Source organism: Motiliproteus sp. MSK22-1 (assembly GCF_001968815.1).
Taxonomy (GTDB): domain Bacteria; phylum Pseudomonadota; class Gammaproteobacteria; order Pseudomonadales; family Balneatricaceae; genus Motiliproteus.
Window position 1 is genome coordinate 40,854 of sequence record NZ_MIEQ01000073.1, and the last position, 18,395, is coordinate 59,248.

General features: G+C 46.3%; 14 protein-coding genes and 1 riboswitch. Of the genes, 5 read left to right on the plus strand and 9 right to left on the minus strand.

What is annotated here, in order from left to right; all coding sequences use genetic code 11:
• Nucleotides 1-117: 117 nt before the first annotated feature.
• Together thiC and BGP75_RS20955 are read right to left on the minus strand one after the other, a co-directional pair.
• Nucleotides 118-2,010: a phosphomethylpyrimidine synthase ThiC gene (gene thiC, locus BGP75_RS20950; RefSeq protein WP_076720840.1), complete on the minus strand. Its 1,893-nt coding sequence runs from the start codon at nt 2,008-2,010 to the stop codon at nt 118-120.
• Nucleotides 2,011-2,148: 138 nt separating this feature from the next.
• Nucleotides 2,149-2,258: riboswitch (TPP riboswitch) on the minus strand.
• 138 nt (nt 2,259-2,396) lie between these two features.
• Entirely contained in the window at nt 2,397-2,825 is a 429-nt protein-coding gene (locus tag BGP75_RS20955) for a hypothetical protein (protein WP_076720841.1), read from the minus strand.
• A 235-nt stretch (nt 2,826-3,060) separates the two neighbouring features.
• On the opposite strand from BGP75_RS20955, the gene ilvY reads away from it, so the two are divergent.
• Complete coding sequence (gene ilvY / locus BGP75_RS20960; RefSeq protein WP_076720842.1) at nt 3,061-3,948, plus strand: HTH-type transcriptional activator IlvY; 888 nt, start codon at nt 3,061-3,063, stop codon at nt 3,946-3,948.
• A 194-nt stretch (nt 3,949-4,142) separates the two neighbouring features.
• Here the strand turns inward: ilvY and BGP75_RS20965 are convergent, their stop codons facing one another.
• The 6 genes from BGP75_RS20965 to BGP75_RS27610 all read right to left on the minus strand — a co-directional run bounded on the left by BGP75_RS20965 (nt 4,143) and on the right by BGP75_RS27610 (nt 10,546).
• Complete coding sequence (locus tag BGP75_RS20965; RefSeq protein WP_076720843.1) at nt 4,143-5,192, minus strand: twin-arginine translocation signal domain-containing protein; 1,050 nt, start codon at nt 5,190-5,192, stop codon at nt 4,143-4,145.
• A 202-nt stretch (nt 5,193-5,394) separates the two neighbouring features.
• Nucleotides 5,395-6,717 carry a TRAP transporter large permease subunit gene (locus BGP75_RS20970; RefSeq protein ID WP_076720844.1) on the minus strand — a complete coding sequence of 441 codons (1,323 nt, stop codon included), beginning with the start codon at nt 6,715-6,717 and terminating at the stop codon, nt 5,395-5,397.
• Nucleotides 6,714-7,220, minus strand: a complete 507-nt coding sequence (locus BGP75_RS20975) for a TRAP transporter small permease subunit (protein WP_076720845.1) — start codon at nt 7,218-7,220, stop codon at nt 6,714-6,716. The genes BGP75_RS20970 and BGP75_RS20975 overlap by 4 nt, the downstream gene beginning before the upstream one ends.
• A gap of 485 nt (nt 7,221-7,705) precedes the next feature.
• Nucleotides 7,706-8,197, minus strand: coding sequence for an acetolactate synthase small subunit (gene ilvN, locus BGP75_RS20980; protein ID WP_076720846.1), 492 nt, complete (start codon nt 8,195-8,197; stop codon nt 7,706-7,708).
• A gap of 2 nt (nt 8,198-8,199) precedes the next feature.
• Nucleotides 8,200-9,921, minus strand: a complete 1,722-nt coding sequence (locus BGP75_RS20985) for an acetolactate synthase 3 large subunit (RefSeq protein WP_076720847.1) — start codon at nt 9,919-9,921, stop codon at nt 8,200-8,202.
• Between the two features lie 490 nt (nt 9,922-10,411).
• Entirely contained in the window at nt 10,412-10,546 is a 135-nt protein-coding gene (locus tag BGP75_RS27610; protein WP_255395952.1) for a hypothetical protein, read from the minus strand.
• Nucleotides 10,547-10,781: 235 nt separating this feature from the next.
• Between BGP75_RS27610 and BGP75_RS20990 the strand changes: the two genes are divergently transcribed.
• The 4 genes from BGP75_RS20990 to BGP75_RS21005 all read left to right on the plus strand — a co-directional run bounded on the left by BGP75_RS20990 (nt 10,782) and on the right by BGP75_RS21005 (nt 15,477).
• Nucleotides 10,782-11,048 (plus strand): hypothetical protein, encoded by a 267-nt coding sequence (locus BGP75_RS20990; protein ID WP_076720848.1) that lies wholly within the window; start codon nt 10,782-10,784, stop codon nt 11,046-11,048.
• 250 nt (nt 11,049-11,298) lie between these two features.
• Nucleotides 11,299-12,102 (plus strand): ABC transporter substrate-binding protein, encoded by an 804-nt coding sequence (locus tag BGP75_RS20995; protein WP_158070150.1) that lies wholly within the window; start codon nt 11,299-11,301, stop codon nt 12,100-12,102.
• Nucleotides 12,103-12,122: 20 nt separating this feature from the next.
• Nucleotides 12,123-14,615, plus strand: coding sequence for an ATP-binding protein (locus tag BGP75_RS21000; protein WP_076720850.1), 2,493 nt, complete (start codon nt 12,123-12,125; stop codon nt 14,613-14,615).
• Nucleotides 14,596-15,477, plus strand: coding sequence for a diguanylate cyclase (locus BGP75_RS21005; protein WP_076720853.1), 882 nt, complete (start codon nt 14,596-14,598; stop codon nt 15,475-15,477). The genes BGP75_RS21000 and BGP75_RS21005 overlap by 20 nt, the downstream gene beginning before the upstream one ends.
• 188 nt (nt 15,478-15,665) lie before the next feature.
• On the opposite strand, the gene clpB is transcribed toward BGP75_RS21005, so the two are convergent.
• Nucleotides 15,666-18,236 (minus strand): ATP-dependent chaperone ClpB, encoded by a 2,571-nt coding sequence (gene clpB, locus BGP75_RS21010; RefSeq protein WP_076720854.1) that lies wholly within the window; start codon nt 18,234-18,236, stop codon nt 15,666-15,668.
• Nucleotides 18,237-18,395: the final 159 nt, after the last annotated feature.

Sequence of the window (18,395 nt, forward strand, 5' to 3'; positions counted from 1 at the left end):
GGGACTGAATTGAAGTAGTCAGTGCTTCGATAAGTACAGTTTTTTACTGACAAGTACTTTCTAAATGACAAATATCATCAGGATAAAAAAAGGGGCCAAAAGGCCCCTTAGTCAGTATCAGACTTTCTGATAGATATCCCCGCCACTATCGGTAAATTCCCTGGCTTTATCCTGCATCCCCTTATCAGCTTCCAGATTAATAGCCGCAATCTGATTGTCATCGAGATCACGTACTTCCTGGCTGATCTTCATAGAGCAGAATTTCGGACCACACATAGAGCAGAAATGAGCAACCTTTGCCGACTCTTTCGGCAGGGTTTCATCGTGGAAAGCACGAGCCGTATCAGGATCAAGACCGAGGTTAAACTGATCTTCCCAACGGAACTCAAAGCGAGCTTTAGACATGGCGTTATCGCGAATCTGCGCGCCGGGATGCCCTTTAGCCAGGTCAGCAGCATGAGCGGCTAGCTTGTAAGTGATGATACCGGTCTTGACGTCATCTTTGTTCGGTAGCCCCAAGTGTTCTTTTGGCGTCACATAGCAAAGCATGGCACAGCCATACCAGCCGATCATTGCAGCACCAATACCCGACGTAATGTGGTCATATCCCGGGGCAATATCAGTAGTCAATGGTCCAAGCGTATAGAAAGGAGCTTCATGACACTCTTCCAGCTGCTTATCCATATTTTCCTTGATCATGTGCATCGGTACATGACCTGGACCTTCGATCATTACCTGCACATCGTGCTGCCAGGCAATTTTGGTCAGCTCACCAAGAGTTTCCAACTCACTGAACTGAGCTTCATCATTGGCATCTGCAACAGAGCCTGGACGTAGGCCATCACCTAACGAGAAGGACACATCGTAGGCTTTGCAGATTTCACAGATTTCTTCAAAGTGAGTGTAAAGGAAGTTTTCCTGATGGTGGGAAAGACACCACTTGGCCATAATTGAACCACCGCGGGAAACAATCCCGGTCATTCGTTTGGCAGTCATAGGCACGTAACGAAGCAGCACACCAGCATGAATGGTAAAGTAATCCACACCTTGCTCAGCCTGTTCGATCAGCGTGTCGCGAAACACCTCCCAGGTCAGATCTTCCGCAACACCATTTACCTTTTCCAGAGCCTGATATATAGGCACGGTTCCAATCGGAACATGGGAGTTGCGAACAATCCATTCTCTTGTCTCGTGGATATTCTTTCCGGTGGACAGATCCATAATCGTATCGGAACCCCAGCGAGTTCCCCAGGTCATCTTTGCAACTTCTTCTTCGATAGATGAGCCTAACGCTGAGTTACCAATGTTACCGTTAATCTTGACAAGGAAATTACGGCCGATGATCATCGGCTCCACTTCTGGATGGTTGATATTGGCTGGGATAATGGCCCGCCCCTCCGCCACTTCCATTCGAACAAATTCAGGCGTAATTTCCTTGGGAATATTTGCACCAAAACTCATACCCGGGTGCTGTACATTCAATTCAGGGTTTTGTTTTGCCTCCATCAGCTTCATGTTTTCACGGATGGCAATATATTCCATCTCAGGCGTAATGATCCCCTTACGGGCATAGTGTAGCTGAGTAACGTTTTCTCCCGGCTTCGCACGCCGAGGTTGACGCTGCAAATCAAAGCGCAGACCGGACAAAGAATCATCCGTTTCCCTTTGACGACCGTACTCTGAGCTTAACCCTTCCAATAATTCCGTATCATTTCGCTCCAAAATCCAGGCTTCACGAGGAGCGGCCAGTCCTTTACGGACATCAATACTGACCTGTGGATCCGTGTACGGACCTGAGGTGTCATAAACCAACACTGGCTCATTTTTTTCTACAGAGGCAGTAGAAGAGAAGGACGCTGGAGAATCTGCCAGACTGATCTCTCGCATCGGCACCTGGATATCCGGCCGGCTTCCCTCTATGTAAACTTTTCGTGAGCCTGGAAAGGGCTTAACAGACGCTTGGTCCACCTGAGCTGTTTGGCTCAGATTCTGATTATTCTGGTTATTCATCTAGACATCTCCCTGGCTAAGCGCCAGATACCCGAGCAGCTCAAACAGCTGCGGGATTAATATCAAACTACAAATTCACGGCAGTTTTTGGGATGTCTTGCCTGGAGGGAGGTTTCCGGCACAGTACGATACGGGACTGCAGCCTGAAATCTTGTTTCCTACGCCGGTATTAACCGGATCAGGTTCGCGGGTTGGTGCTTCCACCTCTCATCCCACTTTTTAATAAGCAGGAACCCCGACAAGACAGCAGTAATACTATAAGGATTGACCCTATCAGTGCAATAGAGCCAGAAGAAGAAAAGCGTTAACACCAGCCAATCCAATACAGGAACAGTGGTTTCTTTCTTTAGCAACAAATAGCCTCTGCAAACAGCATAGCCACTCTTTTAGAATCCAAATTGCTTCATTACTTCCCTGCTACTCAACTCAACCGTAGCCAACGCCTGGTAACTGTCAGCTTCCGCCTGGCTAATGTAGCCATCCATATAGGCTTCTTTCATTTTTTCTTGCAGTTTCTCGCTGTATTTCGCACTGGATAACATGAAGAAAAGTTCTTCTCCTTGAGCTGGCCGCAATTGCTCCAATTGCTCCGAGGAGATATTCTGCCCTCCTGTTTTGTCCAGGTAAGCGATCACCTCCTGTCCAACATTCTGCGCATTTAGCTGCTGACGTAGTTCCAGTACTTCATTAAAACGGAGGTTTTTGTGTGGATCTACGTTTGCCAGTAACACAATCACAATAACTGGCAACGCCAGCAGACCAGCGTACCAATATAGCTTTAACCGAAAATCATTGAGTTCCGCCTGTTCGTTCATAGTAATTCCCTGCAATATTGAGCAAACCAGAAAATGGTTCCAGTGTTCAAGATGAGAATATTAAACACAAGAGAGGATTTGTTAAACACCTATATGTAAATCAATCAAACTCCTGCCTTCTGTTGCTTAAAATGATATATATATCGGGAAGTATTTCATATATCAAAACGACTCCTTAAACAACATCAGTAGTTCTACTTTAGGGTTGGACTTAAAAGTAATGGTTGAGTGACAAATGGATATCAGGCCCCTTAAGCAGTTTATCGCCCTCGCTGAAACTTTGCACTTTGGCCGTGCCAGTGAGATCTGCCATATCAGCCCCTCCACTCTCAGTCGCTGTATTAAGCAACTGGAAGACTCTCTGGATATAAAATTATTTGAAAGAGATAACCGTAGTGTTACTTTAACCCGGGAAGGAGCCTTGTTTTTACAGTATGCAAGGGATTCTCTGATGCAATGGGATGTTCTTCGCAATACCTTGCATGCCAAGAGCCAACAGCTACAAGGAGAGGTTAGTATTTTCTGTTCGGTCACTGCAAGCTACAGCTTTCTATATGATATCCTCAGTGAATTTCGGATAAACCACCCTCAAATAGAAATAAAGCTTCATACCGGAGACCACGCTCGTGCAATTCCCCGAGTCATGGCTGGCGATGAAGACATATCAATTGCAGCACGACCCGATCAACTTCCTCACGGAATGGCCTTTAAACTAATAGCCGTATCCCCCCTGGTCTTTATCGCTCCGAAAGAGGGTTCCTCCCTATCCGAACTCACCCAATTACCTATCTCAGCAAACGATTGGGCTAATATCCCTATGATTCTTTCAGAGGAAGGGCTTGCCCGTAAACGGGTGGACCGATGGTTTCGTGAGAAAAAGGTAAAGCCTCACATCTATGCACAGGTTGCCGGCCATGAAGCGATTGTCAGTATGGTTAGCCTGGGTCTTGGGGTGGGAGTTGTGCCCAGCATTGTCCTGGATAACAGCCCATTAGCAGAAAACGTACAAATTCTGGATATCAAACCAACTTTAGAAGCTTATAAGGTCGGACTTTGCGCACAGGAAAAGAAACTTAAAAACCCTTTAATTCACGCACTTTGGTCACAGTTAAAAGATCGTTAGGGTTCTTAGGCATAAGAACCCTAATTGCCTGACTCCAATCACCACGATAAGATGTACAACGGTCTTATATTTCAGGACATGATTCAGATAGCCTGCAGGATTCACTTCAGGGGTTACTATAAGGCCAGCGACTGAATCATAAACCCAGACGCTGGTCCGGTCTTAGCTGGTCTGGTATTGATACCAGACGGTTATTAACCGTAACGGTAAGGACGACCGGCTTTATCCATCGTTGCGTTATATTCCTTCAGGATTTTGACCACTCTGGCGCTTCGATCACTTTCTTCAGCAACCTCATCCCAGAACTTCAGCGCTTCAGCTTCGACCTTGGCCCACTCTTCATCAGGAATAGAAGTGAGCTCCAACTTACTACCAGCCGTTCTAAGTTTCGCTTCACCACCCCAATACCAGTGCTGACGATAATAATGGGAGCTATCCATACAAAGACGGAACAGCGTCTTCAAATGATCCGGCAATTCCTCCCAACGTTCGGAATTGGCAAAAAATGAACCACACCATGCCCCTGAAATATTGTTGGTGAGGAAGTATTTGGTCACATCAGCCCAACCGACAGTGTAGTCCTCGGTAATACCCGACCAGGCAATACCATCCAGCTCACCGGTCTGCACCGCCACTTCAATATCTTCCCAAGGCAAAGTTACCGGAATCACACCGAAGCGCGACAGGAATCGACCCGCTGTTGGGAAGGTAAAGACACGCTTACCTTTGAGATCAGCAAGACTGCGAATGGGTTCCACTGTAGCAAAGTGGCAAGGATCCCAGGCACCGGCACTCAGCCATTTAACACCTTCAACCTCATCATAGGCTTCTTCCCAGATTTCCTTTAGACCGTACTGATTGAACAAGACCGGGACATCAAGACTATAGCGGGTGCCAAAAGGAAAATAGCCACCAAATACTGATACATCAACCGGGGCTGCGATTGAATCATCATCAGACTGAACCGCATCAATTGTGCCTCGCTGCATAGCCCTGAACAATTCGCCGGTAGGTACCAGCTGGTCCGCATAAAACAGCTCGATCTCCATCTCACCATTGGCCGCTTTATTAAAGGCATCAATAGCGGGTTTGATCACATGCTCACCCAACGAAGGTCCTGCATAGGTTTGCAATCGCCACTTGATTGTCGACTTGGCATGGACAGCTGGAGCGCCCACTATTGCGGTTCCAGCCGCAACACCGGCAACACCTGCCTTTTTAAGGAAATCACGTCTATTAGTCATTTTTATTCTCTCCGCTGACAACGATCCCGCTCGAAAGAGGTCGGGAATGGGTTCAGGTTATGTTAAAAAATAAACTGCTACAGCTTGGTTTTCATTATGCTCATTTCAGTAATATTGTGACTCCTCCATTGTTAGCCTGATCCAGGCCTGACTATCTCGAATAGTTTCTTGAATAAGCTCTGAACACTTAGCCCTCTAAATCTTATCGAGCGTAAAAATTCTCCGGTAACCACAGTGCGATTTGCGGGAAAATCATTACCAGAACAAGCGCAAGTACCATAATCATGACAAAAGGAATGACTGAACGGTAAATATCCACAAGTGTCACTTCGGGAGGAGCCATTGCCCGCATCAGGAAGAGGTTATATCCAAACGGTGGAGTCATATAAGCAACCTGACAGGTAATGGTGTAAAGAACGCCATACCAAACAAGATCAAATCCAAGGGCACCGACTAATGGGATGTACAAAGGAGCAACAATCACCAACATTGCTGTGTCGTCCAGAAAGGTACCCATAATCAGATAAGATAGCTGCATTAATATCAGGATTTCCCAAGGGCTCAATCCCAGGCGATCAACAAACAGGGCCTCAATGGCTTTGACTGCTCCGAGACCATCAAACACCGCACCAAAACACAATGCAGCTAAAATGATCCACATAAACATGCAGGAAATTGCCAATGTCTTGCGTACGGTTTCTTCCAGGACTTTTCGATTCAGACGCTTTTTAACCAGAGCAGCAACAGTCGCCGCAACCGCTCCAACGGCAGAACTCTCAACCAAACTGGTGACTCCCATCAGGAATAATCCAGTCATGGAGAAGAAAATGAACAGCGGAACAATACCGGCTTGCAATAACCTGAGTTTCTCTCTCAAAGGAACATCTCGCTCTTCCTTTGACAGCGCAGGTCCCAAATCAGGTTGCAGCTTACACCGGATCACAACATAAAGAACAAACAGCGTTGCCATCATCAAGCCGGGGAAAACCCCAGCCATCCATAACTGTCCAACCGGTTGACGTGCAATCATCCCGTAAAGGACTAGAACGACACTGGGTGGTACCAGTATCCCAAGAGAACTGCCCGCCTGTATGACGCCAGTAACCATAATCTTGTCATAGCCGCGTCTCAACAGTTCCGGCAGTGCGATACTGGCACCGATAGCCATACCAGCCACACTTAGGCCGTTCATCGCAGAGACAACAACCATCAGACCAATTGTTCCTATGGCTAAACCACCATTCAGCGGTCCCATCCAAACATGAAACATATCGTACAGATCATCGGCAAGACCGGATTCCGACAACATATATCCCATATAGATAAATAGCGGCAATGTTAACAAGGGGTACCACTTCATCAACTTGATTGCCGCACTGAAAGCGATCTCTGAACCACCGTCTCCCCATAGCAGCAGAGAAGCAACAACCGCAACGATGCCTATCGCCGCAAACACCCGCTGTCCTGTCAATAACATCAGCATCATCGACGAGAACATCAATAGCGCGATAAGTTCATAGCTCATAATTCGCTCCCACGCAGCTTGGCAATATCCTTAAAGAACTCGGCGATGGCTTGCAGGAGCATGAGGAAAATACCGATACACATAATTATTTTGATGGGCGCCATATAAGGACGCCAGGATGAATAACTCCGCTCACCGTACTGGATCGCATACTCGGTACTGGAATAGCCGCCGTAGAGCAAAATACAAAGATAAAAAATAAGAAAAAGGACGGTAAATAGATCGACCCAAGCCTTGGTACTATCTCGCCAGGAGCCATACAGTAAATCCATGCGGACGTGAGCACCGAGCTGCAGCGAATAGGCACCACCCAGGATGAAATACCCCACCATAAAGAACTGTGCAGTCTCTAATGTCCAGAGCGAGGGTAAGAAGAAAGTTTTAGTGATTGATGAATACAGCAAAATACCCATCATGGCGAAAATCATATACATGACAACGCGCCCGATGCGTCGATTTATCGCGTCGACGTAGCGCACATATAGCTTTATTGCATGGGGCATGGCGCCTCCTGTTATTATTTCATTGACTGAGCCCAGTAGGGGCAAGCTCCCTGTATGCCGATGACTTTACAAACCAATTAATCAGTCACAATAAGGCTGTTACGATTCCATTCAGAGCCCAGCCAATTTATACCGGCTATGCAAACCGATACTAGGGGGAGGGAAAAAAACCTGCAAATACCATTAGTTACCCCGAAGGCCAACTATTAGAAATGTTAATAGTAGCAATACTCTTGCACCAGATTGGCGCCTGGACGAACAGCGGTAGGGCACAACAGGAAATGGCAAATGTACCTGCCTCGGTTGCCAGTACTGTATAAAACCGAAAGCAACAGGAGCTGTTACGGGAAAGAAATCATGGTTCTGAGAAATTTCGTATCAACTTTAGCAGGCATAAAAAAACCGGTTGCGATAGGCAACCGGCTTAATCAAAACATCGTTAATATATTTTAAGAAGGGATATCCCGTTGAAGATGATTATATATTCAGAGGCTGAGTACTTTTTCACCACGGGATATACCGGACACGCCGGTACGCACCACTTCCAGAATATTCACCGATTCAATGACTTCGATAAAAGCATCTAATTTATCACTGGAGCCCGTCAGCTGTACCGTATAAAACGAAGCAGAAACGTCAACGATCTGACCACGGAAGATCTCCACATTACGAACGATTTCCGCCCGCTGGTTACCCTGGGCCTTAACCTTAATTAGCATGAGCTCACGCTCAATGTGATCACCTTCGGTAAGATCGACCAGCTTGACCACTTCGATCAGTTTATTCAGATGCTTGGTAATCTGCTCGATTACACGATCATTACCAATAGTGGTCAGAGTCAAACGAGACAGGGTTTCGTCTTCTGTGGGGGCAACTGTCAATGACTCGATATTGTAATTACGCTGTGCGAACAGGCCAACAACGCGGGACAGAGCTCCGGCCTCGTTTTCCATCAATACAGAAATGATGTGACGCATGGTTAAGTTCTCTCCGTCTTGCTTAGCCACATATCGCGCATAGATGCCTTAGGCACCTGCATCGGATACACATGTTCAAAAGGATCAACATGGACGTTGATAAACACCAATCGGTCTTTCATCGCAAACGCTTCTTTTAAACCACTTTCCAAATCTTCCAAACGCTTGATTTCAATACCAACGTGGCCATAGGATTCGGCTAGTTTCTTAAAATCTGGCAGAGATTCCATATAGGAAGAAGAGTGGCGACTTTCGTAGTTCAAATCTTGCCACTGACGAACCATTCCCAACGATTGGTTATTGAGGCACAGAATTTTCACTGGCAGATTATATTGAGCACAGGTAGAAAGTTCCTGAATATTCATCTGGATACTACCTTCACCCGTAATACATACCACTTCTTCATCAGGGAAGTTCAGTTTTACACCCATTGCTGCCGGCAAGCCAAAACCCATCGTTCCAAGACCGCCAGAGTTCAACCAACGCCGGGGCTTGTTAAACTTGTAGTATTGCGCGGCAAACATCTGGTGCTGACCAACATCAGAACAAATATAAGCATCACCTTTAGTGATCCTGCAAAGAGCTTCAACGACCTGCTGAGGCTTCATCAACTCCGAATCATCAGTACGGTAGCGACCACCGTGACGGCCTCTCCACTCATCAATCTGCTGCCACCACGACTCATGAGCCTCTTCGTCCAACTCAATGGAACTTGCCTTAACCAGTTTCAGCATTTCATTCAGAACGGCATCTAACGGACCGACAATAGGAACGTCAGCGGCGATAATTTTCGAAATTGATGAAGGATCTATATCAACATGAATGAGTTTTGCTGTAGGGCAGAACTTTTCAGTCGCATTGGTAATTCGATCATCCAGTCGAGACCCCAGGTTCAGGATTAAATCGCTGTGGTGCATTGCCAGGTTGGCTTCAACACTACCATGCATACCAGGCATCCCCAGGAACTGCTTGTCAGTACCAGGATAAGTGCCCAATCCCATCAACGTGTTAACCACGGGATATTTGAGTATTCGCGCTAATTCTGTCAGTTGCTCGGAGGCATTAGCGTGAATAACGCCTCCACCAGCCAATATGACAGGACGCTTTGCTTTCAACAGTAACTCAACTGCCTTTTTGATCTGGCCACTATGTCCCCGGGTAACCGGATTGTAAGAACGCATCTTGATTGACTTGGGATAGCTGTACTCGTAACGTTCCGTAGGTGTAGTCATGTCTTTTGGGATATCGACCACAACAGGTCCTGGACGACCAGATGAAGCAATATAGAATGCTTTTTTCAATATATGGGGAATCTCTTCTGGAGATTTCACGCTCATATTGTGCTTCACAACAGGGCGGGTGATACCAACCATGTCACACTCCTGGAATGCATCTTCACCAATCAGATGACTCATGACCTGACCACTGATAACCACCATTGGAATTGAATCCATATAGGCTGTTGCAATCCCCGTTACCGCATTGGTCGCGCCAGGGCCGGAGGTAACCAATACAACTCCAGGCTTTCCTGTAGCTCGAGCGTAAGCGTCAGCCATATGTGTTGCAGCCTGTTCATGGCGCACCAATATGTGCTCGATCTTCTCTTGCTGAAAAAGCGCATCATAAATATGCAGCAACGCGCCGCCCGGATAGCCGTAGATGTATTCAACACCCTCGTCGGCCAAAGAGCGGGCAACCATATCTGCGCCGGAAAGTAATTCCACTTATCTCACCCTCAGTAATTTTTAGCGGGATAAATCCGCTGAACCAAAAAATTTCACAATGAATAGGAACGCGCTCACTCACTCTCAATAACTGGAAAGGTAATATTTTCCAGAAATCGAACAGCTAAACAGGTTCTGAAACCGCTTAACCAGGAGACAGCAAGACGTTCAGGGCGTACATCAGACATGGGTAATGCTCTTCAAAGCCGTCCGATCAATTGAGTGAAATAAGCTTCGGTGCAGCCTAAATCAGTAATGTAGCCGCCAGGGGTTTCCTATGCGAACTACTGCCGATAAACAAGGGCGCCAATTTTGACATCATCCCCCCTCTTGTTCAATACGCCCTCGGCCTTACTCGTCCTTTTCATCCTCCATACAACTTCTTTTTACACTTCCAAATCTATGGCCGAAAAGATTTCTACAATTCAGACACAAAAATCAGGCATAAAAAAAGGAGGCATATGCCTCCTTTTTCTCTGGACCGTCTGCGTTAGGCATTTACGCGATGACGGCCCTCGCTAATCACCACTAGGACGACATCAACCAAAAGAGCAGACACAGCAGAACCTACCAGACGCTCTGCGCCCAGGCCTTGAAAAGCTGTGTTGTTGGTTAATTCAGTCACTACTTAAAATCCCTAGACAATTAATGCCCTATCAATACGTGGAAAAACTTATTCTGTCAAGCCGCCTATGCTCTTATTTAGGGTACTCTTAAGCGATCAGGCCGAATTTCAGGCAATAGGTAACTTGTTCATTGATAGTGTTCATTGATAGCGGCCGGATTAAGGAAATACTAGGGCAACCATAGATTCTGGTTTATATTAGGCTTAATAGACTGTTAACTTGAGAGGGAATGCAATGACCGCCATCGATGTCCGAAATCGCGATCGCATCATTGAAGAGCTACGAATATTTATCAAGAAGGTTCTCATTGAACCGGAAATTGTTAATCAATCCTTAGCAATTACGCGGGAACTGATTGACGAAGAAGATGCAGATCATCTCATATCTCAGAAAATCAGCGATACCACGAATATCAAAATCCCGGCAGAGCACAGCGACGCAGACACTTTATTTATTCAGTTGCTGAAAGAAGTGGTACGGGATGAGAAAGCACTTTATTAAAACCTTTTAAATTTAAAACACCAGCGACGCCATGCGCCGCTGGCAGTCACTCGGATACGACTGTATCGGGGATCTGTTTAACTTCATCCAGGAAAACAAGGCGCCATTTGTTCAATTTTTAAGCTTGGTCCAGACCACCTCAACCGCAGCAAACACTACATATCCTCCCCTTGTGCCTATCTTGAGCTAGTCTTAGGTAGATCTTCAACGTCTTTGTATGGCCGACAATATCAGGAAAAAACACAAACGAGTGTCATATAGACAACATGTGATTCAGCTTATTCCAATAACTGTGGAGGGTGGTGACATGCGTATTCTGACGACTTTTGCGGGGGCCCTGCTACTGCTGATATCAGGCATTAGCTACGGAGATTCTCAGACAACCCGGCAATCCGCCATTTTTATGGCCTCCGATTACCCCCCTTATGATATAGCCAGCGGAACCATCGACCAGCAGGGATTTGATGTGGATGTTATTCTTGCCGCTTACAAAAGGGTATCAACTGACATCAAGGTCCAGTTTCTACCGTGGAAAAGAGCTTCGATCATCGCAGCAAAAGGGCTTTCCGCAGGCCTTATAACCTGCGCCAAAACCAAGTCCAGAGAACCTTTGTTTTATTTCTCAGATCCGATTAGTTTTGCAACGGTCGCCATCATTGTCCGGGCCGATTACCAAGGACCGGAACTAACCTCTCTCGCTAAAGCAAAAAATCTTAGATTCGGTGGCGTTCTCAATTATGCGACCAACAAGTATCTGGAAAAAGAAAACATGCCCTATAAAACCTATAGGAGTGACAAGCTGTTGTTACGAGATCTTACCGCTGGGGTTATTGATGCCTTTATGGCCCCGAAAGAAGCAACCTTCTACTTTGCTCAACAAATGGGAATTGCTGATAAACTTAAATCCTTCAACGTGTTAGAGGGGAGGCCCTACCACATTTGTATCAGCAAACAGTATCCTGAAGCAGAAAACCTTCTCAATCTTTTCAACAAAGGTCTCTCTGAGTTAAAGCAGGACGGGACTTACCAGAAAATTCACAACCGGTATAAATAATTTAATATCCAAGACTTAATATGGCTGATACAGACACAGATATACCATTAAAAAAACGCATCGCATACAGACAAGCCCGATTTGTCGTTATCTGTGCTCTTGGACTTGGTCTGCTGTTTAGCAGTATCCAGATTTATGTTGACTACCTGCAACAAAAAGAGGATCTCTCTCGTACATCCTTACAAACTCTCAGTATTATGAAGCAGACAGCCGCTGAAGCAGCCTTCCACCTGGACCCTAATTTAGCAAACGAAGTCGCCGCGGGGATGTTTGAATACGAACCATTTGTATTCGTTCAAATTGACGGTTACCTGGGTAGTGATCAGTTTTCAGAACCGCTGATCGCAAAACAAAGGACGATCCAAAAACCCCATTACGAGTGGCTGTCCAGATCACTGTTTGGCACACTTCGAGAGCATAAAATCAAGCTGACCAAAACTGATCTTATTCAGCCCGATGTTGGTATACTGACGGTTCACGTAGATCCATACCCCATCGGTATATCATTCGTAAATCGCTCACTGGCAGCATTACTTTTTGGAGTCCTCAGAGCGGTAGTCCTTGCGCTAATCGTGTTCGCCTTCTTCTACTTACATATAACCAAGCCTTTGAACCTCCTCAGCAACGCTTGGCTAAAAGTAAAGCCGGAGTCTCCGTCACCAGACGAATTACCTGATGCAGGTATACATAAAAACGACGAAATCGGATTAATTATCACCCGGGCACGGGATTTTCTAAGTGCTCACCGCCATAGCCTTGACCGTCGCCAGGCTATGGAGCAACAACTCATTCAGGCCAAAGAAGAACTTGAGGAACGTGTAAAACGACGCACAATTGATCTGGAAACAGAAATCAGGGAGAAGGAAGTCATACAGAAAGACTTAGTCAGAGCGAAGCTTTTGGCTGAACAGGCCACCCATGCCAAATCCGTATTTCTTGCCACTATGAGTCATGAAATACGCACACCATTACACGGAGTACAGGGTATGCTGCAGGTCCTGGCCCAAGATCCGGATCTGTCTCCAAAGCAAAGAGAAACCTTATCAATAATCGACGACTCAGCTAAGCTACTGACCGAAATCATAAATGATGTACTGGATTTGTCGAAAATTGAAGCGGGACAGCTGGAATTACAACAGGAACCCATTTCAATATCCCAGCTCATTAAATCCTCCCTGGCCCTGATGCAAAGCCGCGCGGAAGAAAAGAATCTCTCCCTTGAAGAACATATTTCAGAGGATGTTCCCCAATTTATTTTGGGCGACGCGACACGGATACAGCAAATCATTCTCAACATTGTGGGCAACGCAATTAAGTTCACCTCTACAGGAAAGGTAAGTATTGCGGTAAGCGTTGATGGAATTGACAACAGCCTGGTAAATATCCGTATTGAGATTCGCGATACGGGTATTGGCTTGTCGGAACGACAGCAAAAAGAAATCTTTGAACCTTTTGTCCAGGTCGAAAGCATAACTACATCAAATATTGGTGGAACAGGTCTTGGGCTTTCGATTTGCACCAAGCTTCTACGATTAATGCACGGCGAAATTGGTGTAGAAAGTTCACCGGGAAAAGGCAGCCTGTTCTGGCTTCGTATTCCCTTCCCAGTTATTGAGTGCAATCCGGAAGCAGGGACTGAACTGATGCCTGCTTCAGCACCCGCCCCCCAGAAACTCACACCACTCCGTATATTACTCGCTGAAGACAATGACGTTAATCGGAAAATAGCTCAGGAGTTACTGTCGGCTGACGGTCACCAGGTAGAGCCGGTTGACAATGGACAGAAGGCGCTGGAAAAAATAGCAGCCTATACTTATGACGTGGTTTTGATGGACAACCACATGCCTAAAATGAGTGGACTGGAGGTAATGGAAGCTATTAGGACATTACAACCACCCAAATGTAATACCCCCATTATCATGTTGTCTGCAGATGCTATTACACAAACTCGAGAGCGTAGTCTGGAAACAGGAGCTATAGCTTTTCTATCAAAGCCTTTCAAACATGAACAGTTGAGATTGGCGCTTAGCAAAGCCACTCAGAGACACTCCGATGTATTCCTCAAAAAACCAGTACGGGACAGAACAATAAGCAGAAAGTCACCAACATTTGACACCTGGATCAATACAGAAAAATTAAATGAGTTAAGGATATCCATCGGTGATGCTTTGCTGGAAGAAGTATTAGTCGATATAAAGTCTCAGATCCATTCTGCAATTGAACAATTACCACTACTCAATGCCAACCAACAGGGTCCTGAGTTAAGAATGGTAAGTCACAGCCTGCTAGGTGCAGCAAGAGAGCTGAATTTCAGTAAAATTAGTAAGTTATGCAAAGGCATTGAAATGGCTAGTATCGAGCAGCTATTTGACCAAGCCGACCCCTTGATTCAATTACTGGTATCTAGTCAGAAGATGATCGATACTGAAATAGACAGATACCGCCTTCAGCATCTTGGACAACATACCGACAATCGCCCGAAGAGGGACGAGAATGAATCTGCTAATTGTTGACGATACCCCCATGAATGGAAAATTGCTGACTGGGTATCTGTCAGAAATTCCAGGACTGTTCACAACCACCTTCACAGACCCTGAAGAAGCACTGGGTGCCTGTGACAAAAGCGTTCCAGACTTCATCTTGGTTGATTACCTCATGCCAAAAATTAACGGCATCGAATTTATACAACGCCTGAGGAAGCAGCCTGAGTTTGATGAGGTCCCAATTGTTATGATTACTGCAGTCAACGAAAGGGCAATACTACGAGAAGCCCTTGAAGCCGGTGCAAATGATTTCCTGTCACGTCCTGTAGACGAATTTGAACTACGGGCACGGGTCAGGAATATGCTGAAACTACGCACTCGAACTCTCGCGCTGCAGGAGCTGGCAATCTCCGATCCCCTCACCAATGTCTTTAATAGGCGCTATTTCTGGGAGCTGGTTGAGAAAGAGCTAAACCGCGCCCGTCGCTATAACGCCAGTCTTTCGATATTGTTACTCGATGCTGACCACTTTAAACAAATTAATGATACTTATGGTCATGCCTGCGGAGACACGGCATTATGCGAACTCTGCAACCTTTGCAGAGAAATGATTAGAGAGACGGACATTATTGGTCGTATCGGAGGTGAAGAATTCGCAATTTGCCTGCCACAAACAGCTCAGGAGGATGCCGACGCCCTGGCAGAACGAATTCGCCAAGCCATTGAATCTTCAACACTGGAAAGCGCCGGCCAAAAAGTCACTTACACTGTCAGTATCGGAGTAACAGAACTTAGTGCAAGCGATCTTACAGCGGATGATATTATAGCAAGAGCAGATTCAGCCCTGTACAGCGCGAAAGCACAAGGTCGCAATCAGGTCATAAGTATTTAACCCTGTTAGCTGCTGGATTTAGGGAAGTGTCGAACAGGTCCATTATTTTTGCAGATTCCTTAGCTAACACTCGGTTTAGCAGATCTTAGATCCGGTACAGATAAAAACCCTGCAGGCAGCACTGCCTGCAGGGTTTGGAACTACCGAGTAATAGCCCAAGGTCGACAATAATCCCAGGCTAAAGAGTTTTACTTAAATACAATATCATCATTGACCAGCTCTGCGCGAATTTCATCTCCAGCAGTATAACGTCCTCCCAGTATTGCCTCCGCCAGAGGGTTTTCGATATAGCGCTGGATCGCACGTTTCAGCGGCCTGGCTCCGTACACCGGATCAAAGCCTGCTTCCAGAAGGCAATCCAAAGCTTCATCAGTAATATGAAAGCTCAGATCCCGTTCCCGTAAACGCTGACCTAGTCGTGCCAGTTGAATTTTAGCGATACCTCGAACCTGTTCCTGTCTTAATGCATGGAATACAACGACCTCATCAATCCGGTTTATAAACTCAGGCCTAAAGTGTGTGCCGACAACATCCATGACCGAGTTTTTCATTTCACTGTATTCATCGTCGCTCTTAAAGTTCTGAATTAAATCAGAGCCCAGATTAGAAGTCATAACCACGACAGCGTTACGAAAATCAACAGTTCGTCCCTGTCCATCAGTAAGACGGCCATCTTCCAGCACCTGCAACAGCACATTGAAGACATCGGGATGAGCTTTCTCGACCTCATCAAGTAGTAGCACCGAGTAAGGTTTGCGCCGCACCGCCTCTGTTAAATACCCCCCTTCTTCATAACCGACATACCCTGGAGGGGCGCCGATAAGCCGAGCCACTGAATGCTTTTCCATAAACTCAGACATATCAATACGCACCATCGATTCCTCTGTATCAAAAAGGAATCTGGCCAATGATTTACAGAGCTCTGTTTTACCCACTCCGGTTGGTCCCAGGAACAGAAAGGAACCATTGGGGCGGTTAGGATCAGCGAGACCTGCCCGGGAACGGCGAACAGCATTCGCTACAGCGACAACCGCCTCATCCTGACCAACCACCCATTCATGCAGTGCGTCTTCCATTCGTAACAGCTTTTCCCGCTCTCCTTCCAGCATTTTTGATACGGGAATGCCGGTCCACTTGGAAACAACTTCTGCAACCTCTTCCTCACTGACTTTATTGCGTAGCAGGGTGGTATCCAGCATCTCTGCCTGACTGGCCATATCCAATTGTTTTTCCAGTTCAGGGACAACTCCGTACTGTAGCTCGGACATCTGCGCAAGATCACCGGAACGACGTGCAACCTCCATCTGCTGGCGGGCTTGATCCAATTGCTCTTTTATTTGCTGGGAGCCATTCAGCGCAGCCTTCTCGGTTTTCCATACTTCTTCCAGGTCTGAAAACTCCCGCTGAACTCTATCAATATTATCTTCCAGTTCCTGCAGGTGCTTGCGAGAAGCAGCATCCTTTTCTTTCTTGAGCGCCTCCCGTTCAATTTTCAACTGAATCAAGCGGCGCTCAAGGCGATCCATAGATTCTGGTTTAGAATCCATCTCCATTCGAATACGACTGCCTGCTTCATCAATTAAATCAATGGCCTTATCAGGTAATTGTCTGTCAGAAATATAGCGATGGGATAATTTCGCCGCTGCAATGATTGCGGAGTCATTAATATCCACACCGTGATGGATTTCATAGCGTTCTTTCAACCCCCGAAGGATAGCAATCGTATCTTCAACATTAGGCTCATCAACCTGTACCTTCTGGAACCTGCGCTCCAGAGCGGCATCTTTCTCAATATATTTGCGATACTCATCCAGAGTTGTGGCACCCACACAGTGCAGCTCACCGCGGGCTAACGCCGGTTTCAGCATGTTTCCTGCGTCCATAGAACCTTCTGATTTACCCGCTCCAACCATGGTATGCAACTCGTCAATGAATAAGATTATCCCACCTTCTTGCTTGGCTAACTCATTCAATACTGACTTCAAGCGCTCCTCAAACTCACCACGGTATTTCGCTCCTGCGATCAGTGTTCCCATATCCAGAGATAAGACCTGCTTATCTTTTAAACCTTCGGGGACTTCTCCATTGATAATTCGCTGAGCTAAACCTTCAATAATGGCTGTCTTTCCGACTCCTGGCTCACCAATCAACACCGGGTTATTTTTTGTCCGGCGCTGTAACACCTGAATCGTTCGGCGAATCTCATCATCACGACCGATAACCGGATCCAATTTTCCCTCTGATGCACGGGCGGTCAAATCAATAGTAAAGCGTTCCAGAGCTTGCCTGTTCTCTTCAGCATTTTGATCAGATACAGCTTCCCCACCTCGCAGACCGTCAATTGCAGCCTTAAGACTATCCTTGTTACCTCCAGCCTCTTTCAATAACTTGCCTAACGGTCCCTGATCTTCAACAGCCGCCAGCATAACCAGTTCACTGGATATATATTGGTCATTGTGTTGCTGAGCATACTTGTCAGCCAGGTTTAAGATCTTGCCCAGATTAGGCGACATATTAAGATCGCCATCCGGGTTCTGTATACGAGGAAGCTCATTCAGCACCCCCTGCATCCCTTCCCGTAATTGAATAACATTGAAGCCTGCCTGAGTCATAAGAGGTTTTATAGAACCGCCTTTTTGCTCTAACAGCGAATAGGCCAGATGTACTGGCTCAATAACGTTATGGTCCTTCCCCACAGCCAGAGATTGAGCGTCTGCTAATGCTGTCTGCAATTTGCTGGTCAGGCGATCCATTCTCATAACAATCCCCTCGAATAGAATCTAATAAATAGTCGCAATCAGTGTCTGGCGGTCTGACGCCAAACTGCAGGTTTGCGTGTTAACTAGATAGATGAGGTCATCTTTGGCAGAGTTCAAGATCAACACCAAAAGTCAATAATAAAAACATGACGACTCACA

Bases quoted from the DNA above. Each gene is read 5' to 3' on its own strand.
- BGP75_RS20990 (WP_076720848.1), top strand. From the start codon at position 10,782: ATGACCGCCATCGATGTCCGAAATCGCGATCGCATCATTGAAGAGCTA.
- BGP75_RS20965 (WP_076720843.1), bottom strand. From the start codon at position 5,192: ATGACTAATAGACGTGATTTCCTTAAAAAGGCAGGTGTTGCCGGTGTT.
- BGP75_RS21000 (WP_076720850.1), top strand. From the start codon at position 12,123: ATGGCTGATACAGACACAGATATACCATTAAAAAAACGCATCGCATAC.
- clpB (WP_076720854.1), bottom strand. From the start codon at position 18,236: ATGAGAATGGATCGCCTGACCAGCAAATTGCAGACAGCATTAGCAGAC.
- ilvY (WP_076720842.1), top strand. From the start codon at position 3,061: ATGGATATCAGGCCCCTTAAGCAGTTTATCGCCCTCGCTGAAACTTTG.
- BGP75_RS21005 (WP_076720853.1), top strand. From the start codon at position 14,596: ATGAATCTGCTAATTGTTGACGATACCCCCATGAATGGAAAATTGCTG.
- BGP75_RS20970 (WP_076720844.1), bottom strand. From the start codon at position 6,717: ATGAGCTATGAACTTATCGCGCTATTGATGTTCTCGTCGATGATGCTG.
- ilvN (WP_076720846.1), bottom strand. From the start codon at position 8,197: ATGCGTCACATCATTTCTGTATTGATGGAAAACGAGGCCGGAGCTCTG.
- BGP75_RS20975 (WP_076720845.1), bottom strand. From the start codon at position 7,220: ATGCCCCATGCAATAAAGCTATATGTGCGCTACGTCGACGCGATAAAT.
- BGP75_RS20955 (WP_076720841.1), bottom strand. From the start codon at position 2,825: ATGAACGAACAGGCGGAACTCAATGATTTTCGGTTAAAGCTATATTGG.
- thiC (WP_076720840.1), bottom strand. From the start codon at position 2,010: ATGAATAACCAGAATAATCAGAATCTGAGCCAAACAGCTCAGGTGGAC.